This window comes from Devosia sp., from assembly GCF_048261455.1.
Classification (GTDB): Bacteria; Pseudomonadota; Alphaproteobacteria; order Rhizobiales; family Devosiaceae; genus Devosia_A.
On sequence record NZ_JBLXGA010000023.1, the window covers coordinates 1 to 20,309 of the forward strand.

15 protein-coding genes are annotated in these 20,309 nt (G+C 63.8%); 7 read left to right on the plus strand and 8 right to left on the minus strand.

Annotation, left to right across the window (positions count from 1 at the left end; translation table 11 throughout):
* Positions 1–140 precede the first annotated feature (140 nt).
* On the minus strand, positions 141–911 hold the full coding sequence (locus ACN0TK_RS16980) for an SDR family NAD(P)-dependent oxidoreductase (protein ID WP_417310722.1): 771 nt from the start codon (positions 909–911) through the stop codon (positions 141–143).
* A gap of 92 nt (positions 912–1,003) precedes the next feature.
* Positions 1,004–2,323: a hypothetical protein gene (locus ACN0TK_RS16985; RefSeq protein WP_417310723.1), complete on the minus strand. Its 1,320-nt coding sequence runs from the start codon at positions 2,321–2,323 to the stop codon at positions 1,004–1,006.
* Positions 2,324–2,673: 350 nt separating this feature from the next.
* Between ACN0TK_RS16985 and hemA the strand changes: the two genes are divergently transcribed.
* The gene (hemA, locus tag ACN0TK_RS16990; RefSeq protein WP_417310724.1) at positions 2,674–3,954 is read left to right on the plus strand and encodes a 5-aminolevulinate synthase; all 1,281 of its coding nucleotides are present in this window, start codon (positions 2,674–2,676) and stop codon (positions 3,952–3,954) included.
* Between the two features lie 76 nt (positions 3,955–4,030).
* On the opposite strand, the gene ACN0TK_RS16995 is transcribed toward hemA, so the two are convergent.
* A complete protein-coding gene (locus ACN0TK_RS16995; RefSeq protein ID WP_417310725.1) occupies positions 4,031–4,618 on the minus strand; it encodes a response regulator transcription factor in 588 nt (195 codons plus the stop codon).
* Between the two features lie 398 nt (positions 4,619–5,016).
* Complete coding sequence (gene mscL, locus ACN0TK_RS17000; protein ID WP_417310726.1) at positions 5,017–5,457, minus strand: large conductance mechanosensitive channel protein MscL; 441 nt, start codon at positions 5,455–5,457, stop codon at positions 5,017–5,019.
* A gap of 128 nt (positions 5,458–5,585) precedes the next feature.
* Between mscL and ACN0TK_RS17005 the strand changes: the two genes are divergently transcribed.
* A complete protein-coding gene (locus ACN0TK_RS17005) occupies positions 5,586–7,238 on the plus strand; it encodes a hybrid sensor histidine kinase/response regulator (protein WP_417310727.1) in 1,653 nt (550 codons plus the stop codon).
* Here the strand turns inward: ACN0TK_RS17005 and ACN0TK_RS17010 are convergent.
* Positions 7,235–7,894, minus strand: coding sequence for a response regulator (locus tag ACN0TK_RS17010; RefSeq protein WP_417310728.1), 660 nt, complete (start codon positions 7,892–7,894; stop codon positions 7,235–7,237). The two genes, ACN0TK_RS17005 and ACN0TK_RS17010, sit on opposite strands and share 4 nt — an antisense overlap.
* A 132-nt stretch (positions 7,895–8,026) precedes the next feature.
* Between ACN0TK_RS17010 and ACN0TK_RS17015 the strand changes: the two genes are divergently transcribed.
* Positions 8,027–10,525, plus strand: a complete 2,499-nt coding sequence (locus ACN0TK_RS17015; protein ID WP_417310729.1) for a ligase-associated DNA damage response DEXH box helicase — start codon at positions 8,027–8,029, stop codon at positions 10,523–10,525.
* Complete coding sequence (pdeM, locus tag ACN0TK_RS17020; protein ID WP_417310730.1) at positions 10,522–11,256, plus strand: ligase-associated DNA damage response endonuclease PdeM; 735 nt, start codon at positions 10,522–10,524, stop codon at positions 11,254–11,256. Before ACN0TK_RS17015 ends, pdeM begins: the two co-directional genes overlap by 4 nt.
* Before the next feature lie 34 nt (positions 11,257–11,290).
* On the opposite strand, the gene ACN0TK_RS17025 is transcribed toward pdeM, so the two are convergent.
* The 3 genes from ACN0TK_RS17025 to ACN0TK_RS17035 form a co-directional block, all read right to left on the minus strand.
* Positions 11,291–12,052 carry a TIGR02186 family protein gene (locus tag ACN0TK_RS17025; RefSeq protein WP_417310731.1) on the minus strand — a complete coding sequence of 254 codons (762 nt, stop codon included), beginning with the start codon at positions 12,050–12,052 and terminating at the stop codon, positions 11,291–11,293.
* Positions 12,049–12,981 (minus strand): sulfite exporter TauE/SafE family protein, encoded by a 933-nt coding sequence (locus ACN0TK_RS17030; protein WP_417310732.1) that lies wholly within the window; start codon positions 12,979–12,981, stop codon positions 12,049–12,051. The genes ACN0TK_RS17025 and ACN0TK_RS17030 overlap by 4 nt, the downstream gene beginning before the upstream one ends.
* 307 nt (positions 12,982–13,288) lie before the next feature.
* Positions 13,289–17,338, minus strand: coding sequence for a peptidoglycan-binding protein (locus ACN0TK_RS17035; RefSeq protein WP_417310733.1), 4,050 nt, complete (start codon positions 17,336–17,338; stop codon positions 13,289–13,291).
* Between the two features lie 166 nt (positions 17,339–17,504).
* Here ACN0TK_RS17035 and ACN0TK_RS17040 point away from each other — a divergent pair, with 166 nt between their 5' ends.
* Genes ACN0TK_RS17040 through ACN0TK_RS17050 form a run of 3 tightly spaced genes read left to right on the plus strand, consistent with a single transcriptional unit; the run spans position 17,505 to position 20,306 of the window.
* A complete protein-coding gene (locus ACN0TK_RS17040) occupies positions 17,505–18,179 on the plus strand; it encodes a hypothetical protein (protein ID WP_417310734.1) in 675 nt (224 codons plus the stop codon).
* 9 nt (positions 18,180–18,188) lie between these two features.
* Positions 18,189–18,941 carry an SDR family NAD(P)-dependent oxidoreductase gene (locus tag ACN0TK_RS17045; protein ID WP_417310735.1) on the plus strand — a complete coding sequence of 251 codons (753 nt, stop codon included), beginning with the start codon at positions 18,189–18,191 and terminating at the stop codon, positions 18,939–18,941.
* A gap of 27 nt (positions 18,942–18,968) precedes the next feature.
* Positions 18,969–20,306 (plus strand): MATE family efflux transporter, encoded by a 1,338-nt coding sequence (locus tag ACN0TK_RS17050; RefSeq protein WP_417310736.1) that lies wholly within the window; start codon positions 18,969–18,971, stop codon positions 20,304–20,306.
* Positions 20,307–20,309: the final 3 nt, after the last annotated feature.

The following is a 20,309-nucleotide window of genomic DNA, read 5'->3' on the forward strand; positions in this document are numbered from 1 at the left end:
TACAGGCGCTGAGGCTCAGCGCCGCCACTCCGGCGAGCAAAATCTTGGATTTCATCGACGAACGTCCTTCAAGGCTGTTTCGGTCTGTTGTCATGACCGATTGCGGCAGCAAGGTGATAGCCCCACCCTATACAGACATCTCAGCCGTGGGCCCAGCCGCCATCCACCACGAAATCCTGGGCCGAGATCATCTTTGAGTCATCGGCAGCCAAGAACAGCGCCATCCGGGCGATATCGTCGGGATAAAGCCTGCCCGCCATGGCCTGGCTTTCGGCAATCAGCTTTTCGGCCGCGGCGTCGACCCACTTGGTCAACTGGCGCTCGGTCATGATCCAGCCCGGAACCAATGTGTTGACCCGGATGCCATGCTGGCCAATCTCCTTGGCCAGGGACCGTGACATGCCATGCATCGCTGCTTTCGAGGCAGTGTAGGCGCTCAGGTTCGGGACCATGATCATCCAGCTGATCGAGCCGAAATTGATGATCGAGCCCTTCTTGGCCGTGATCATGCCCGGAATGACCGCCTGCGCGGCAAAGAACGCCTGCTTGAGATTGACTGCGATACGCGCGTCCCAGCTCTCGGGGGTCAGTTCGTCCCAACTGTGCCGCTGGTCATTGGCCGCATTGTTGACGAGGGCGAGAGCCGCACCATGCTTGGCCTCGAAATCGCGGATCGCACTCTGGTAGGCCGCGATCTCGGTGATATCGCAGCGCGTGAAACGGACGGTGTGCCCAGCCTCCCGCAATTCTGCCTCGAGCTCCTGCCCGGCCTCGTCCGCAATGTCGACAAAGCCGACTTTACTCCCCTGCGCTGCAAAAGCGCGGACGATGCCCTCGCCGATCCCGCTCGCACCGCCGGAAATGACGACGGGCATATCCTTCAGGCTCGGATAGCTGGCGAATTCCGACATGGCTCCCCCCTTATCGAATTGCTGCGACAGAGGTTTAGCCCGCGCCCCGCATGCCAGCAAGCCGCCATACGTAAACAGTCAGGCCGAATGCCTCAGTTCAGGGCTTTTACGGTCTTCGCCGCGGGCGGGATATCCATGGCCTCGACCTTGGCCAGCAGCTTTTCGATCTTGCCGACATTGTCGATATGCCGGGTCTCCATCGAGAAGTTCAGTGTGACGTACTCACGCCCCGGACAGAAGGTGATGATATTTGCCGCCGAATGCCAGGCGCCACAATAGATCGGCTCCATCATGCCGTGCGTCATCGGCCCGTAGGTACGATGCGGCGGCACCAGCGTCAGCACCACGTCGATCCCACCGTTGAAACGCCAGAACCGCCGGCCCGGCAGGAAGGGCGCGATCTGGTTGAGACTGCGCAAAGCCTGGAACATCGAGTTCATCATCACCTGGAACTTGGTGATGTCCTTGCGCTCGATCTGGTCGACGGTCGCATCGACCTCGCGCACATAGGTGACGAAATCGTCGGTTACCTTGAACTTGGCTTCGAGCGCCCGCACACGGAAGAAGTCATCGTCAGCGTCGTGTCGCTTGCCATCGAGCATGGTGTATGCAGCACCGATGACCTTCTTGGACATATGCTTGTCGGCGCCCTCGCCATTGAGGGCATGCGTGACCAGCGCGAACATCAAGGAGCGCTGCCGCACGCCCAGCTTGTTGGCCAGCAGCCGCAGGCGATGGCGCTTCAGCGCAAGGGTCTTGAAGCCCCAGGGCTTTTCTGCCGGCGCCAGAATGTTGGCGATGACGATGTAGAGGAACGTCGTGGTCCAGCCACGCAGCTTCCCCTTGACGCGCGACACCAGCCCGACCTTGTTGCTCTTGTCGCTCATGATGCCGTGGCCAGCCGAGGCCGAGCGCGTCAGCAGAGCAGAGTCCGAACCCTCAAGGACCGCATGGCTGGAGCGCACCTGAATCAGCGATGCGCGGCCATCGGCATCGGGACCGCCGCGTCGGGTCAGAACGTCGACCCGGAACAGGGGCAGATCCTCACGCTCGAAGATGTCGGTGGACTTGCTCAGCCACTTGTCCGGGTAGCCGTCGAAATCGTCGACCTCGACGACAGAAGTGATGGCATCGAGCAAATGCTTGGGGAACGGTTGGCCGGGCCGGGCGCCGACGAAACCGTGGCTCAGCTGCGGGGCCAGCGCCACCATGTCGGCGACAAGGTTGCCGAGCGAATCCTTGTCGAAGCTCGAACGTGAGAACGCCGTAAAGAACACCGTGTCGCGTCCCTCGTAGAGGAACCACTGGAAGTTCGTGAACAGCGCCTGCGGATGCTTGTTGACGGCGGCCAGAGCGAGGTCGAGGACTTCAGCATGATCGCTTGCAAAACTCGATGACGAAAAGCTCTTCAACTCTGCTGCCTCCCCCTAGCGGAATTCTTGATGGTAACTGATCGGTAAAGCGGCGCAATAAAGACCTAAAAACGTGGTTTCCGCCAGCCCCTGAGGGACGCTTCTGCCCCGGCGTGGCTGAATGGACACTGAACAGACTACGCGTGCGCCCTATCCGTACCGCTCCGCAGAGGCCAGGCCCACATTGGCAAAGCCGTACTCGAGGTTTAGAATGGATCGAAACTGTCCCCGATACGGCTTGGGGATCATGAACTTGCCGCCGTCGCGCGGCGAATTGACATATGTCAATGGACTGCCGGGGCCATTAGCTAGTCCTTGCGTCAACGTCGCCTCAGGAACGGGACTGGATCATGGACTATCGTGGACTATTCGAAGACGCCGTTGACGCGCTGCGCCAGGAAAAGCGCTATCGGGTCTTTGCCGATCTCGAGCGCGTAGCCGGCAGCTTTCCCCGCGCCATTTACCGCGACAGCTCTGATAACGCACACGAAATTTCGATCTGGTGCTCGAACGACTATCTCGGCATGGGTCAGCACGAGTCGGTTATTTCGGCCATGCAGGAAACCGCTGGGCGGCTTGGCGCCGGCGCCGGTGGTACCCGGAACATCGCCGGCACCAACCGGCCGCTGGTCGAGCTGGAGCGTTCGCTCGCCGACCTGCACCGCAAGGAATCGGCGCTGGTGTTCACCTCGGGCTTCGTCTCGAACGAAGCAGCGATTTCCACCATCGCGCGACTGTTGCCGGACTGCGTGATCTTTTCGGATCAGCTGAACCACGCCTCGATGATTCAGGGCGTGCGCCAGTCGGGCATGGAAAAGAAGATTTTTCGCCACAACGACGTCGCGCACCTGCGCGAACTGCTGGCGGCGGTCGATCGCAAGCGCCCCAAGCTGATCGTCTTCGAATCAGTCTATTCGATGGATGGCGATGTCGCGCCGATCGAGGAGATCTGCGACCTCGCTGCCGAATTCGGTGCTCTCACCTATATCGATGAGGTGCATGCCGTGGGCATGTACGGTCCGCGCGGCGGCGGTATGGCCGAACGCGATGGATTGATGGAGCGCATCGATATCATCGAGGGCACGCTCGCCAAGGCCTTTGGCGTGATGGGCGGCTACATCACCGCGAACCGCGCCATCATCGATGCCGTGCGCTCCTATGCACCCGAGTTCATCTTCACCACGGCCCTGCCGCCGGCGCTGTGCGCTGCCGCCCGTGCTTCGATCGAGCATCTGAAGGCGTCGAACCACGAGCGTAACATGCAGCAGCGCCAGGCGCGGCTGACCAAGGCGATCCTGGCCGATGCCGGTCTACCGGTGATGGATACCAATACCCATATCGTGCCGCTGCTGGTCGGCGACGCCCGGGCGGTAAAGGCTGCGAGCGACATGCTGCTCGAAAAGCACAATATCTACATTCAGCCGATCAACTATCCCACCGTACCGCGCGGCACAGAGCGCCTGCGCATTACGCCGACGCCGCTCCATACCGACGAGATGATCTTCGAACTCCGCCACGCACTGGTCAGCGTTTGGACCAGTCTTGAGCTGCCGCGCGAAGCTGCCGATGCCAAGATCACGGCCAGCAAGCTGACGTCAGGCGATCTCACGCTGCCGAACCTCGGCGGCTAGCACGCGTAGGCCGTCAAGCGCTCCCTGCCTTCGGTGATTATCGATCGCAGTGCTACCGGCCTGCCGCCTCGCGAGGCTAGCTTGTCAGGACGATACGCATCAGGTCTGCGGTGTTTCGCGCACCGAGCTTTTCCATCACGCGCGCCCGATGCACTTCGATGGTACGCGGCGAGATGCCGAGTTCGCGCCCGGCTTCCTTGTTGGACTGACCATTGGTGATGAGCTGCAGCACCTGCCGCTCACGCGGCGTGAGCTGGGCAAAGCCCCGCACCTCGACGGGGCGCCGACCATCCTGATCGGCCCCAACCAGCACCTCATCGTTCAGCGACTCTCGCACAGCGTGCAGCAGACGCTCGGTATCGATCGGTTTGGTGATGACATCGGTCGCGCCAGCCTTCACCGCCTGAACGGCCCCTTCGACCTCCGGCTCATCTTCCAGCATGAACACCGGCGTGCCGACCCGCAGCGCCTTCACCCGGCGCAGCACCGCAAGCCCGTCCTCCTGACCCAGCCGCATGTTGATCAGCGCCACGTCGGGACGGCGCCGCTCCAGGGCTGCAAGAAAGCCGCTCGCATCCATTGAGAACGTGGTCTGGAAGCCCTCGAGCCGGAACAGCACGCTGAGTGCCTCACAATTGGCCGCATCGGCGTCGGCGATATGCACAAGCCGGTCCCGATTCAAATAAGTTGGATAATACAACGTGTCGCTCATCATGCCCCCCGAGCATTCGACTGCGTCATTTCACGAGTATCGTACGGACTATTTTCAGCATCACTTGTCGCCCGCGCCATGTATTGTCGCGCCATATGAACGGCTGACGCTGACGGACAGCAACAATGCCTTAGGTGTTCTATCGAACCGATAGAGTGTTCCCGTAAGGCAAACTACCTAAGTCTCTCAGAGTGACACGCAACATCAGCGACACCCAAGGACCAATTTCCTATCATATGAAAACATGCCGGTCAATATAGGCCGAAATTCAGGCGTGAGATTTCGGTATCAAGAGCAAGTCTAGCCATGACGCGCCGCTGTATCGCGGCGCGTCAAAGTGTTCATCAAGTTCAGCTGACAGACTGGGCCTTGATCGCGTCACGGATTTCCATGAGCAGCGCTTCCTCGGCAGTCGGCGCCGGCGGCGCGGCAGGCTCTGGCTTTTCAACCTCCTTGCGCCGCACGCGGTTGATACCCTTGACCACGACGAACAGCACGAAGGCGATGATGAGGAACTTCACAACCGCATTGATGAACAACCCATAGTTCAGGGTCGCGATGCCATTCTCCTGGGCAAAGGCCACGGAGGGCACAGCGACGTTATCGGGATTGCTCAACACGATGAACAGGTTCGAAAAGTCGATACCGCCCAGGATCAACCCGATGATCGGCATGAAGACGTCATCCACCATTGATGACACGATCGCACCGAAAGCAGCACCGATGATGACACCGATCGCCAGATCGACCACATTGCCCTTGAGGGCGAAATCTCGGAATTCCTTGAGCATCTTGAACCTCCTGTTTGGCAGCACGGGACGGTTGCCGGGCCATCAACCGCAGAAAAGCCCGACACTGGAATTAAATCAAATGGCAATCGCCGACTTGCACCGGTGAAAGCGAGGGGAATACTGGCACGATGATCGAGCTCGCGAGTGATATTCTGGATGGAGAAGCGGACCAGTCGGTACTGCGACGCGCGCTCGACCATATTCCGCAGGGCGTCGCACTGTTCGATCCGGATCTGCGGCTGGTGATTTCCAATCGGCGTTATCGCGAATTGCTGGAATTGCCGGAAACACTGCTCGCCCCGGGCGCTCTTCTTTACGAGATCGCGCTGTTCCTCGGTAGACGTGGGGATCTCGGCACTGGCGATCCCATGGCGCTCGCAGAGCAGCGCGTACAGACGCTGACCGAATCCCGCTCGACCGTCACCCAGCGGCTTGGCACCAATGGTCAGACGCTGGAATTCCACTCGTCCCGGCTTGAGGACGGGGCATTGGTGATCAGCTTTGCCGACGTGACCGCCCGCGTCGCCGCCGAATGCGAACTGGCAAGGGTCAACCAGACACTCGAGAAGCGGGTCGCCGAGCGGACAGCGGCGCTGACTCGCGTCAATGCGGAGCTGGAAATCGCCCGCACGAAGGCCGACGCCGCCAACCGCGACAAGACCCGGTTTCTCGCCGCCGCCAGCCACGACCTGCTGCAGCCGCTCAATGCAGCGCGGCTCTACACCTCATCGCTGGTAGAGCGTGCCGGCGGCAGCAACCTCGCGGAACTGGCCCAGGCCATTGAAGCATCGCTGAGCGCCGTCGAGGAGATCATGTCGGCGCTGCTCGACATTTCCCGGCTCGATGCGGGAGCGTTGAAGCCGCAATCCGCGCCGTTCGAACTGCGCGACCTGTTGCGCAAGATCGAGGTCGAATTCGGCCCCATGGCGCGCGAGCGCGGGATTGGCCTGCAGCTGGTCGACACCTCGGCGGTGGTGCTCACCGACCGCGCGCTCTGCGCCCGCGTGGTGCAAAACCTCGTATCCAACGCGATCAAATATACGCGCCCCGGCGGGCGCATTCTCGTTGGGGCCCGCCGCCGCGGCAATCGTGTGCGCTTCGACGTGATCGACACCGGCATCGGGTTCAACAAGGATCAGCATGCGCTGATCTTCGCCGAGTTTTCGCGCCTCGAGCATGGCGCCCGCATGGCGCAGGGGCTGGGGTTGGGGCTGTCGATCGTCGGACGTCTCGTCACCGCGCTCGACGTCCCGCTCGATGTGCAAAGCACGGAGGGGGCCGGATCGCGTTTCTCGCTCAGCCTGCCGCCGGCCCGGACCATGCGCCCGGTGCCGGAAGTCGACACTCAGCCACGCGAACGCGCCGCCAGTCTGGCCGGTCTCCGCATCCTCTGCGTCGACAATGAGCGCGCCATTCTCGACGCGATGGAGGGCCTGCTGGGCGGCTGGGGCTGCGACGTCCGCTCGGCCCGCTCCCTGCGCGACATCGACCGGGACCGGCTGCTGGTCGGCTGGATGCCGGATCTGGTGCTGATGGATTACCACCTCGACCAGACCTCGGGGCTCGATGCGGTGGAATGGCTGCGCCACAATGTCGGCGGTCACCTGCCCGCGGCACTTGTGACGGCCGACCGGTCACCCGGGGTGCGGACACTTGCCGGCGATCGCGGCATTCCGGTCATCACCAAGCCGGTGAAACCTGCCGCCTTGCGCGCCACGATCAGCGGTCTCGCCGGCCACCGCACGCGACGACCCGCAATCGAACCGCCTTCAGGCGCCTAGCGCCCGCTCAGCAGTTCCTCGAACTGACCTTCCTCGATCCGCGCCGCGGCAATCACCGCCTGCGTACGGCTGTCGACGTCGAGTTTTTGCAAAATGGCCGAAACGTGGGCTTTCACGGTCGCTTCCGAGATCGACAGCTCGTAGGCGATCTGCTTGTTCATCAAGCCGTCGCTGAGCATCATCAACACCCGGATCTGCTGCGGAGTCAGGGTGCCGAGCCGCTGCATCAGTTCGGACTGCGTATCGACCGTCGTAAGCTCGGTGCCTTCGGGCACATAGATTTCGCCCGACAGCACCGTCTCGATTGCCCGGCGGATATCGATCGGCCCGACGGACTTGTGCAGATATCCCGCTGCCCCGAGTTCGAAGGCACGCCGGATCACCGTACCATCCTGGACCGCCGAACAGATCATGACCGGCACATCGGGATATTGCGCCCGCAGCAGCAGCAGACCGGAGAAGCCGCGCGTGCCCGGCATGTTGAGATCGAGCAGGACCAGGTCGCAGTCGCGATCGGCATCGAGCGCGGCGCTCAGCGCCGGCAGATCGCCGGCCTCCTCGACCATCATCGAGGGATCACCTCCGCTCAGCGTCTGCTTCAGCGCCGCCCGAAACAGCGGATGATCGTCTACGATGATGATGCGACGTCTGCTCATGAGCCCCTACCCTCTGCGTCATTTCTAGCAAGCTGCGGCCGCCGAGAACATCCCACTTAAGGCGGCATGGCCCGCGCCCGCTTGCATTGACGCCCCGCTGCCCCACATACTCGCACAAATCGGGAACACGCCGTGCCGCTCCATCCCCAGATCGAAGACTGGTTCGCTGGCCGCGGCTGGTCGCCCCGGCAGCATCAGCGCGACGTGCTCGCGGCAACGCAGGCGGGCCAGTCGGTCCTGCTGATCGCCCCCACCGGTGCCGGCAAGACGCTGGCCGGTTTCCTGCCGACCATCGATGATCTGATCACCAACCCGGTCAAGGGCCTGCATACGCTCTACCTGTCGCCGCTGAAGGCGCTGGCTGTCGACGTGCAGCGCAACCTGATGACGCCGATCGAGGAGATGGGGCTGCCGATCCGTGTCGAGGCGCGCACCGGCGATACGCCGGCCTCGCGACGCCAGCGCCAGCGCGTCGATCCGCCCGGGATTCTGTTGACGACGCCGGAGCAGCTGGCCCTCCTGCTCAGCCACCCCGAGGCGAAGACACTCTTCGGATCGCTCCGCCGCATCGTGCTGGACGAATTGCATGCCCTCGTCACCAGCAAGCGCGGCGAACTGCTGTCGCTCGGTCTGGCACGATTGACGACGCTCGCCCCCGACCTGCGGATCACCGCGCTCAGCGCCACGGTTGCCCGCCCCGACCTGCTGCGCGACTGGATCGCCGCGCCGCAGCCCGATGCGAAGGCCGTGTTGCTGCAGGCACCCGGTGGCGCCAAACCCGAGCTCTCGATCCTGCGCAGTGAGGCGCGAGTGCCATGGTCGGGACATTCGTCGCTCTATGCCATTCCCGAGCTTTACGAAGTCATCAAGCAGCACCGGACCACCCTCCTCTTCGTCAACACCCGCTCGCAGGCGGAAATGCTGTTTCAGGAGCTGTGGCAGGCCAACGACGAGATGATTCCCATCGCCATGCATCACGGCTCGCTCGCCGTGGAGCAGCGCCGCAAGGTGGAGGCGGCGATGGCAGATGGGCGGCTGCGTGCCGTGGTCTGCACCTCGACGCTCGATCTCGGCATCGACTGGGGCGATGTCGATCTCGTCGTCCAGATCGGGGCGCCCAAGGGCGCGAGCCGCATGCTGCAGCGCATCGGCCGCGCCAACCATCGGCTCGACGATCCCTCGAAGGCGCTCTTCGTGCCGTCCAACCGCTTCGAGGTGCTGGAATGCGAGGCCGCCCTGGAGGCCGTGGAACGCGGCGCGCAGGACAGCGAGGATCCGGTGTCTGGCGGGCTCGACGTCTTGGCCCAGCATGTTCTCGGCACTGCCTGTGCGGCGCCGTTCGATCCGGTGGCGCTGCACGCGGAAGTGCTGCGCGCCTGGCCCTATCGCGAGCTCAGCTGGGAGCAGTTCGAGCGCGTGGTGGATTTCGTCGCCACCGGTGGCTACGCGCTGCGCGCCTATGAGCGCTACGCCAAGCTCAAGAAGACGACCGAAGGCCTGTTCCGGGTCGCCAATCCGCAAATCGCCCAGCAGTATCGGCTGAACATCGGCACCATCATCGAGGAGCCGATGGTCAAGGTGCGGCTGGTGCGGGGGCGCGGTTTCACCAAAGGTGCCAACACCGGGCCCATCGGCCGCGGCGGTCGGGTGCTGGGCGAGATGGAGGAGTATTTCTTCAATACGCTCACCCGGGGAGACACGTTTCTCTTCGGCTCAGAGATCGTCGCCTATGAGGGGATGCACGAGACCGAGGCCTATGTCAGCCGCTCCCAGGGCAAGGATCCGAAGATCCCGTCCTACATGGGCGGCAAATTTCCATTGTCGACCTATCTCGCCGATGGTGTGCGGCACCTGTTGGCCCACCCGGAGGACTGGGACCAACTGCCCGACCAGGTGGCCGACTGGCTGCGCCTGCAACGCGATGCCTCGATGCTGCCGCAACAGGATTCGCTGCTGGTCGAGACCTTTCCGCGTGGCACCCAGAACTATCTGGTCTGCTATCCCTTCGAAGGCCGGCTGGCGCATCAGACGCTCGGCATGCTGGTGACCCGCCGGCTGGAGCGCGCCCGCGCGCGGCCGCTCGGCTTCGTTGCCTCGGACTACGCGCTGGCGATCTGGGGGCTGGGCGACATGTCCGCGCTGATCCGCACCGGCAGGCTGTCGCTGGATGATCTCTTCGACGAAGACATGCTGGGCGACGATCTCGAAGCCTGGCTCGACGAGAGCCAGTTGATGCGACGCACCTTTCGCAACTGCGCCATCATCGCCGGCCTGATCGAACGACGGCACCCGGGCAAGGAAAAGACCGGGCGGCAGATCACCGTTTCATCTGACATCATCTATGACGTGCTCTACCAGCACGAGCCCGACCATATCCTGATCCAGGCGACCCGACGCGATGCGGCACGCGGCCTGCTCGATATCGGCCGGCTGGGACAGATGCTGGCCCGCATCCGCCAGCATATCGTGCACAAACCGCTCGACCGAATCTCGCCTTTGGCAGTACCTATCCTGCTCGATATCGGAAAGGTCCCGGTGCCCGGCGAAGCGCGCGAGAGCGCCATGGCCGACGCCGCCGAGGAACTGATCCGCGAAGCGATGGGCACAAAAGAGGACGCAAGACGGACGTGACCTGGGGCCAGGCGGCAGTGGCCGCGACCGAGACCGACGCGGCCGAACCGGTGGTGCTGCACTTTGCCGACCATGCCTTCGAGGCCCTGCCCTCTGGTGCCCTGTTCTGGCGCGCCGAGAACTGCCTGCTGGTCGCTGACCTGCATCTCGAAAAGCTCAGCTCCTTCGCGCGGCGTGGTCAGCTACTGCCGCCCTATGACACGGGTCTCACACTCAAGCGGCTCGAAGCCGATCTCAACGCCACGGGTGCAACCGAACTCATCGCGCTGGGCGACAGCTTCCATCGCGACGAAGGAACGGCGACCCTCGGGGAGACAGACCGGCTGCGCCTGGAGCGCATGATGCATCGCACCCGCTGGATCTGGATTTCCGGCAATCACGACCCGGCGCCGCACACGCTGGGAGGTTTATGTACCGCCGAAGTGAAGCGTGCGGGACTGACGCTGACGCATCACCCACGTCGCGGCGTGGCCGGCCTGGTTGCCGGACACCTGCACCCGGCCGCTCACCTGAGCATCAACGGTCGCTCGGTGCGCCGCCCCTGCTTCGTACACGACCACAACCTTCTGGTACTGCCCGCCTATGGCAGCGCCACCGGCACCCTCAACATCATGGCCCCGGATGCGGCCACGCTGTTCGACTGGGCGGGACTGTCGGTGGCCATGGTGGGCAAGGACCGTGTTTATGCGGTTCCACCCAAGCGGCTCGTCGCAGGTTACGAGGGCTGGTAACCAGGGATGAGCCCGAAGCCTGTCTTTGGGCAGATCAACGGCGGAAGACGATGCCGCCGAGCCAGCCGGTAAACAGCGCCAGCGCCACGCAGACCAAGCCATACAGCAGCGGTTGCTGGCGGGCAGCCTGACCGAGGAAGCGCTCGAAACCGATCTTGCGCACCGTGAACCCATCGGAGCGGTCGGCGATCAGTTCGCCGTCCTTGAACAGATAGGTGCGGACCAGATACGGCCCCGGCACGGCATCTGACGGCAGCACGACCTGGGCGAAATAGAACGTGCCGGAGCGAAACTGCACGCCCTGCTGGGCGAGCCGGAACTGGCCGTTCTCCTCCATCAGCCGCACCAGTTCGTTGCCGAAGGCAAAGCCATCCCACCAGCCGGCGTCGGTGGCCGAATAGCGGACCTGCCGTTCGAGCGGGATGTCGTTTTCTGCCAGCGTGATCGGATCGGTGATCTGGTCGAGCCAGGTGTCAGACAACACCTGATAGTTCGACGGGACATCCGTGAATTTCACCTGATCGGTATTGAGCCACACCCCGAAGATGTTCGACTTGCGCCGCGTCACGCGGTTCTGCAGTGGGCCTGTGACGGTGATAATCACATGGAATGGCCCCTGGGGCCGCGTGTTTTCACCCGCGTTGGGCTCGACAGCTCCAAAGACAGTCAGCGTCTCACCCTGGAAGCTGGAGGTGATGGCGACTTCAGCACGACTGACCTGAGATACAAGCTGCACCGCAGCTGCGTGCGACACGCAACTGACAAACGCCAGAATTGCCAGCAGGATCCGGTTCATCGCAGGCCACCAACGCCGAGCACGGCCGTGGAATAGGCATCGCCCGGAGTGAGAACAAGCGACAGACCGAAACGAATGGCGACGGCCAGAACGATCAGCGCCAACAGGGCGCGCAGCTGTTCTCCGCGCAGGTACTTGCCCGCCGAAGCGCCGAACTGCGCGCCCACCGTACCACCGATCATCAGACAGAAAGCCAGCAGGATATCGACGCTCTGGCTGGTGACGGCATGCAGGATCGTTGTCACCGCCATCATCGCCACGACCTGCAGCAGCGAAGTGCCGATGACCATGTTGCCCGGCACGCGCAGCAGGTAGACCAGCGCTGGCACGAGAATGAAGCCGCCGCCAATGCCGAGAAGTGAACCGACAAAGCCAATTGCCAGCCCGATGCCGATCACCGGCAGCACGCTGATGTAGAGCCGCGACTTCTTGAATCGCACCCGCCACGGCAATCTGTGGAACCAGTTATGCTGGTTCGGCAGCTTGTCGCGCGAGACGACGCCGGCCCGCCGCTTGAGAATGGCGCGCAAAGACTCGATCAGCATCAGCGTACCGACGGAGCCGAGCAGCAGCAGGAAGCCGATCGAAATCGCCAGATCGAGTTGCCCAAGCGCATTCAGCACCTGGAACATCGCGACGCCGGCAAAGGCGCCGAGCACACCCGACAACACCAGATACAGCGCCAGATGCAGGTCGATCTGCCCGCGCCTGTAGTAACTCAGGGCCCCGGACGTCGACGCCGCCACGACCTGCCCCGTCACCGACGCGACGGCCACGGGCGCACTGACGCCGGAAAAGATAAGCAGTGGTGTCAGCAGAAAGCCGCCACCCACCCCGAACAATCCCGACAGGAATCCCACTGCGCCCCCGATTCCGACAAGGAAAAACAGGTTCATCGAGATTTCGGCGATGGGCAGATAGACCTGCACCGGCGGGGGTCCAATAACTATGACATTTCCGGGCCATAGCGAGTGGAGGCGACGGAATTGCGACGATGGAAACGAACTTCAGCTTTAAGCCTTAGCAGCAAATTGCAAAGGGTCCGTTTAGGGATGGCGCGTCGCAGGCGACGCAAAACCACCGTTGCACGATCGCCACTGATTCGGTTCGCGACAGCCGACTTTCCACATCGAAACGGCCAGCTAGTCTGTCGCAGCTGACCTAAACGAAAAGGCGGAGCCAATGCCCCGCCCATCTCTCAATTTTCGTTGCAGCAATCCGAGGGCTGTGTAGGGCTCAGACCGGCTGGCTACCCAGCACCGCAAGCAGGCGCGGATTGATCGTCCCGCTCTCGCTCATGCCGGTAGCGCGCTCGAAGCTGCGGATCGCGTCGGCGGTCTTGGGACCGGCCATGCCATCGGGTGCCCCTATTTCGAAGCCGAGTTTCGACAGCGCCAACTGCACGCCCTTGACCACGTCGACATTGGAGATCGCCGCACCCGGATCGAACCCGGACATCCAGGTGCCGATCGGTGCGAAGTTCGCCGCGAGATCGATCTGCTCCGGCGTCCAGCTGCGCACCTCGTCGTTGAGCCGCTTGACGGTCGCAGCATCGAGCGACGCGGCGACATCGTCGCGGGCCTTGGCGGCATCGGCATCGCCATTGGCGGCGACCAGCGAGAACCAGCGATAGGATTCCTCGAGGTTCTGAGGCACGCCCAAGCCGCGGGCATAGAGCATGCCAAGATTGAACTGGCTGTCGGTCATGCCGCGGTTGGCGGCCCGCTCGAACCAGTTGGCAGCGGCGTCGAACTGCTGCTCGCCCAGATTGCCGCTGGCATACAAGGCCGCGAGATTGTGCATCGCCATGCGGTTCCCAGCTTCGGCGGCGCGTTGGTACCACAGCCGGGCCTGGGCCAGATCCTTCGGCACACCGCGACCGACTTCATACAGATTGCCGAGCCGATACTGCGCCGGTGCGAAGCCCTGGCTGGCGGCACGCTCGTACCACTTGAATGCGGTTTCAAGATCTTCCGGGATCGCCCGGCCCTCGGTGTAGATGGCGCCGACCTCAAACTGAGCACGCACATCGCCATTGGCAGCCGCTTCACGCAGCGCCAGCGGCCCGACGCCATCCGGCGGCATTTCGACATGCACTGGGCTGGCGAGGGTTTCGGACAGAGGCGCAACGTCGTCTGTCAGCGACGCAACCCTGTCACCCTTCGGAACTTCCGCGTCGATCGCATCGATGGCCGGCACCGAGACCGCCACCGGCGGCATCTTGGTGGCGGGAGCCACAAAGCCCTGAGCGGCAGAAGGATCGATCGATGCCGTGGAGAGCGTATCGACCATCGAGATGACACGTGGATCCGGGCCCTCGGCAGTATCGACAGGCGTCTCGGCCATGGGTGACGGCGACAGAGGCAGTGACCCGGTGGTCAGCTCTGCGCCGGCGCTTTCGGGCTGCACGGTCGCCGCCGCAGGCTCATCGGTCTCGCCAAGGCGTTGGGCAACGAAATTGATCGTCATGAAGGCCAGCGCGATGACGCTGAGGCCGAGCAGGATGGGACGGCGGTGGCGGCTGAGGAAGCTTTCGCTCTCGTTTTCGGCCTCGTCGTCACCACGCGGACTGGTCTCTTCCGCGCCCAGCGCGATGCTGGAGGGTTCCGGCGGCTCAGGCAGCTTGCGCTCTTCCGGCTCCGGATCAGGCGTCCACTTGGTCGGCGCCTCACGGTCGCCGGCGAGCTTGCGCCGACCGATGAAGCCCCACTTGCGTGGCGTCTTTTCCGTTTCGGCTTCAGCTTCAGTTTCCACGTTTTCTGGTGCCGGGGCCGCAGCGGGCTCAGGCGCAGCAGCGACGGCTGTGGTATTCCGGCTGGCGTTGAAGCGCGCAAAGGCGCGGCCGATCAGCGAGTCGCTCGCGACGTCATCGCCGCGCGATGCGCCTGCAGCCTGACGGGCAGCGCGCCGATGTGCCTCGATAAACGTGTTGCGGTTCGGCGCGGGCGCCGGGTCTGGCTCTTCCGCCGGGCCGCCGGCAGCATCGCTGGCCTCGAGGCTCGACACGGGACGCGGCGGCCGTTCGGCCTCTACCGGATCCACAGCTGGCGCAGCAGCCTCCAATGCACCGGTTGCGGTCGCGGTCGCAGGACCCGCAGACCGTTGGCGCGGACCATTCTTGGCATCGAGCGCGCGCTGCACCGGGTTGGGGTCGCCGTAGGGCTTGGCCACCAGCGGCGCTTCTTCCGACGGATTGGCCGGCATGCTGTCGCGCCCGCGACCTGCAGTGTGTGCAGCTTCCGCCTCAGCGATCAGCGGCGCAATCGGGTCATCATCGATGGGCTCGAGCGACAGCCTGGCTTTGCTGGTGGGCTTTTCGGCCTTGGACTCGGACGGTTGCGCCGGCTCGACGGGCAGGCGCAGGTCGGCAAGTTCGGCCTGCAGGTCGGCAAATGGCGCACCGTCGGCTTCGTCCGATGCTGCTTCCGGGGCGACTTTTGCCTGCGGCATCGGCGCCGTATGCGGCAGCTCGGACGTCGCTTCGACCGCCGCTTTGGCAGCGGTGTCGGCATTGCCCTCGCGCGGCGTCGCAGGCGTCAGCAGGGTCGTGTCCATACGACCAGCGAGCATGTCTTCGAGCCGCGACAGGCGATCGCCCACTTCGCGGATGGTCGAGGAAAGTTCCAGCATCCCGTCATTGGCCGGCGCCTCGTTGGCGGCACGAATGACATTGCCGATCCGCGTCTCGATCTCGGCCAGTTCGGTCTCGCCGAAACCGCTCGGCACCTCGCGCCGGTCCAGCGCCTCCGAAGTGCGTGCCGCGACCATGTCGGCGAGTTCGTCGAGATCCGGCCCGGCATCCTGCTTCGATGGCTCGCTGTAGAGCTTTGCCAGCCCGCTCAGCTGCTCGCCGGTCTGATCCATGCGGGCGACGAGCTGGCGCACCTGCGCCTCTATCTTGCTGACGCCGGTCTCCTCGGAGCGATCCTTGACCTGCTCGCTGAGCGAGCCGAGTTGCGTCTCGATCGCAGCAAAGCGCGGCTCGACGGCCTCGGCAACGGTCTGGCGCAGGGCCTCCATGTCGCTCTTCAGCCCGCCGACGGCACCGCTGCTCGACTCGACGTCGGAAATCCGCTCGTTCAGCGCGTCGATGAGCTCGATCAGCCCCTGTGGCTGCTCGGGCGCCTGCATGGCCGAAGTGACCTTGCCGAGCTGCTCGGTGATCTTTTCGAGTTCCGACGGCGGCAGGGAGACAGTGCGCTCAATCGTATCGATACGATCGTAGATATTGCGCAGCCCGTCCTCGATGGCGTGCATGGAGTGCTGCAGACCGCTGGCCGGCTCTTCCATGCGCGCGACGACTTCGATCTGCAGCTCCGCCAGCCGGCCGATGGTGGCCGACACATCGTCGAGCCGTTCGGTGACGGCACTGTTGTCGGTTTCACTGGATTTGGCAGCCAGCTCTTCCTGCCGCTCGTGCAGGCGGGCGATGGTCTGGGAGACCTCATCGAGCTTGGCATTGATACCGCTGGTATCGCTGCGCTCGGACTGCTGAACCTGCAGGTCGGCGAGCCGCCCGACGGTCGCGCTGACATCGTCCAGACGCTGGTTCAGCGAAGTGGCATCGATCTGCTGGGCATGCGCATGCTGCAGATCGGTGAGCCGGTTCAGCGTGGCCGACAGTTCCTCGAAGCGTTTGACCAGCGTTTCCGGCTCGGTCTGGGCGCCCTTGGCGACCATCTTGGCAAGCGTGCCGATCTGACCTTCGAGGCGCTTGACCTGCCCGGTTTCGCCGACGGCGCCGGCAAGCAGCTCGACCACCTGGCTGAGCTGGCCCAACTGGTCGGCGATTTCCTTGGTATTGGCGGTCTGCCCGCTGGTGTGGTTGCGCAGGTCCGCTTCCAGCCGTTCCATGCGGTCGGCGATCCCGTCGACGGCATGGGCCATCTCGTCGAATTGCGGTGCCGCGCGGCGCTCTGGATAAGGGGCGGAGGCATGGCCGTAGTGACGCGACCGGATCTGCTGGATCGCCGCTTCGAGCGAGTCCCGCGGATTGAACGGCGCTTGCTCGGGGCCTTCGTCGCGATCGGAGAAACGGTTGACGGCGCGCTGTACCGAACGCAGCGCTTCACGATGCCGGTTCTCGGGCACGTCATTGACCTGATCGCGCAACTCGCGGACGCGCTCGCCCAGATCGGCATAGGCCGGGTCCGGACGCTTGCTGCGCCCGACCTGGCTCTCGACTTCATCGAGCAGCGACACTAGTTCGTTGCGCAGATCCTGCCACTGGTCGGGGCTATTGGCACCGTATTCGGAGGACTGGAACTGCGGGAAAGCGCGGGCCATGAAAAATCCCAAGCACCTGAGGAGCCGAATCCATGTCCCCGAATGGGACACGTTCGTCGCCTCATACTTCGGAAATCATGGTAAACATCACGTTAAGCCAAGCGCCAGCGCGATTAAACTGGCGTCCGAGAGGGTGTAAAACCCTCCGGGACTACCGGAGACCAGCATGCAGACCCCGCAAACTCACCATCTGACGCCGGACGAAGCGGTCGCTCTGCTGGCTGACAGGAGCGAATCTCTGCTGGTAGATCACGCTGGACGGGTGCTGATCGGCCTCGCGGGCGGACCGGGAACCGGCAAATCAACGCTCGCCTCCGCCCTGGTGCGCCGCATCAACGAGGCCCGTCCTGACTGTGCCGCCCTGCTGCCGATGGATGGCTTTCACCTGCCCCATGCCGAACTGGAGCGCCGTGGTGATGTCGCCGACAAGGGCGCGCCGCACACGTTCGATGCGGCAGGCTTTGCCGCGCTGCTGAGCCGTATCAAACTGACACGGGACGACATGACGGCGCCCGGCTATGACCGGTCCATCGAGGACGTGGTCGCGGATGCCCAGACCATACCTGGCGCGGCGCGGCTGATCATCGTCGAGGGCAACTACCTGCTGCTCGACCATGATGACTGGGCGCGGGTGCGGCCGATGCTCGATCTGGCGGTGTTCCTGTCGATCCCGCGCGACCTGGCCCGGTCCCGGCTGCTGGCACGCCATGCCGAACATGGCCTGTTCACCGAGGCGCGGAATCGTGAACATGTAGAGCGTGTCGACCTTGCCAATTTCGACCTCGTGGCGGCGTCTCGGCCTGCCGCGGACCTCGCCATCGACCTCAAGACCGATCACTAGGACAATCCGATGCCCGTTATTTTCGTCACCGGTGCCACCTCCGGCTTTGGTGCTGCCACCGCCCGCCGCTTTGCCACAGAAGGCTGGAAGGTGATCGCCACCGGCCGGCGCGCCGACCGTCTCGATGCGCTCAAGGCGGAGTTCCCCGAGGGTGTGATCCATACCGCGCAGTTGGACCTGACCGACCGCGACAGCATCGTCGCTGCCGTCGCCGCCCTGCCCGAGGATTTCAAGCCAGTCGATTGCCTCTTCAACAATGGCGGCCTGGCGCTCGGCACCAAGGCCATTCCCGACGTCGACCTCGAAGACTGGGACCGGATGATCGACACCAATATCAAGGGGTTGGTGCATACGACGCTGGAGCTTCTGCCGCTGCTCGAGGCTGCCGGCAAGGGCGCTTCGATCGTCAATGTCGGCTCGGTCGCCTGGCGCTGGGCCTATCCCGGCGGCAATGTCTATGGCGGCACGAAGGCCTTCGTACATCAGTTCAGCCAGAACCTCAGGACCGATCTGGGCGGCAAGGACATACGGGTGACAACGCTGGAACCCGGCATGTCAAAGACCGAGTTCACCATGGTACGCACCCATGGCGACGCCGAGGCCAATGAGAGCTTCTATGACGGGGTCGACCCGATCCGTCCTGACGATATCGCCGATATCGTGTGGTACCTCGCGACCCTGCCGCCGCACCTCAACATTTCGGTGCTGGAAGTGACACCGGTGCAGCAGGTCGCCGGCCGCCCCGAAATCCACCGTCACTGAAGAACTGTCCGTAGGTAGACCAGGTCCGTGAGCCGCCCGTCCTTCCCCTTCGAGGTGCGCTCGCGCGACATCCTCGCGATCGCCATTCCCGCGTCCATCGCCTTCATCACCGAACCGCTGTCCGGCATGGTGGACATCACCGTGATCGGCCGGCAGGGCGATGCGGGGCTGCTGGGCGGAGTAGTGATCGGTGCGCTGATCTTCAGCTCGCTTTTCGCGCTCGCCTATTTTCTGCGGATCGGCACCGCCGGACTGACAGCGCAGGCGGTCGGGGCCCGCGACCCAGATGACGGCTTGCTGCATGCCGCCCGGGCAATCATCATCGCGGTTGTCGCCGGTCTCGCAATGATCGTCTTGCAGGCGCCGCTGCTGTGGTTGAGCACCTGGCTTATGGCGCCCGGCCCAGGCGTCGAGGCCGCCTTCGCGGCCTATTTCGGCGTGCGGATCTGGTCGGCACCCTTTTCGCTGATCAATTTCGCCCTGCTGGGCTGGTTCTATGGCCGAGCAGCGGCGCGCACCGGCATGGTGCTGCAGCTTCTGGTCAACGCCATCAATATCATCGGCTCGGTCTGGCTCGTTTACGGATTGGGCTGGGGCGTCGAAGGCGTGGCGTTCGCGACGCTGGCCGGACATGCGGTGGCCGCGATCATCGGCCTGATCCTGTTCCTGCGCCATTATGGCGGGCTCGGCGCCCTGTTGGCACGGATCGCGCCGGGGGCCCTGGGCGAGATCTCGGCGGTCAAGCGCATGTTCGCCTTGAGCCGGGACCTGATGATCCGCTCGATCGCCCTGTCGATCGCTTTTGGCTATTTCGCCGCCCAGGGCTCGCGGCTTGGCGAAGTGGCGCTGTCGGCAAATGCGATCCTGCTCAACTTCATGATGATCTCCGCGTTCTTTCTCGACGGCATCGCCCAGGCGGCCGAGCAGCTTTGCGGAAAGTCGGTCGGCGCCAACTGGCGCCCGGCCTTCGACCGCGCCTATCGGCTGAGCTTTGTCTGGGGCCTCGGCATCAGCCTCGCCATGACGGCATTCTGGTTCGTGGGCGGGGGCTTGCTGATCGACCTGATGACAACCAGCGAACCGGTGCGTGCCTATGCCCGGGACTATATGGCGATTGCCGCGCTCGCGCCGCTGACCGGCATGCCCGCCTTCGTCTTCGACGGCATCCTGATCGGCATCACGCTCAACGTCACCATGCGAAATGGCATGATCGTGGCGCTGGCGCTGTTTCTGGTGATGGCCCTGACGCTGCAACCCCTGTGGGGCAATGCCGGCCTCTGGGTGGCGATCCACACCTTCTTCCTCGCTCGCGCCGCCGTCTACTGGTGGGCGCTGGAGCGGCGGAAGGCGGGGCTGTTCGCTTGACTG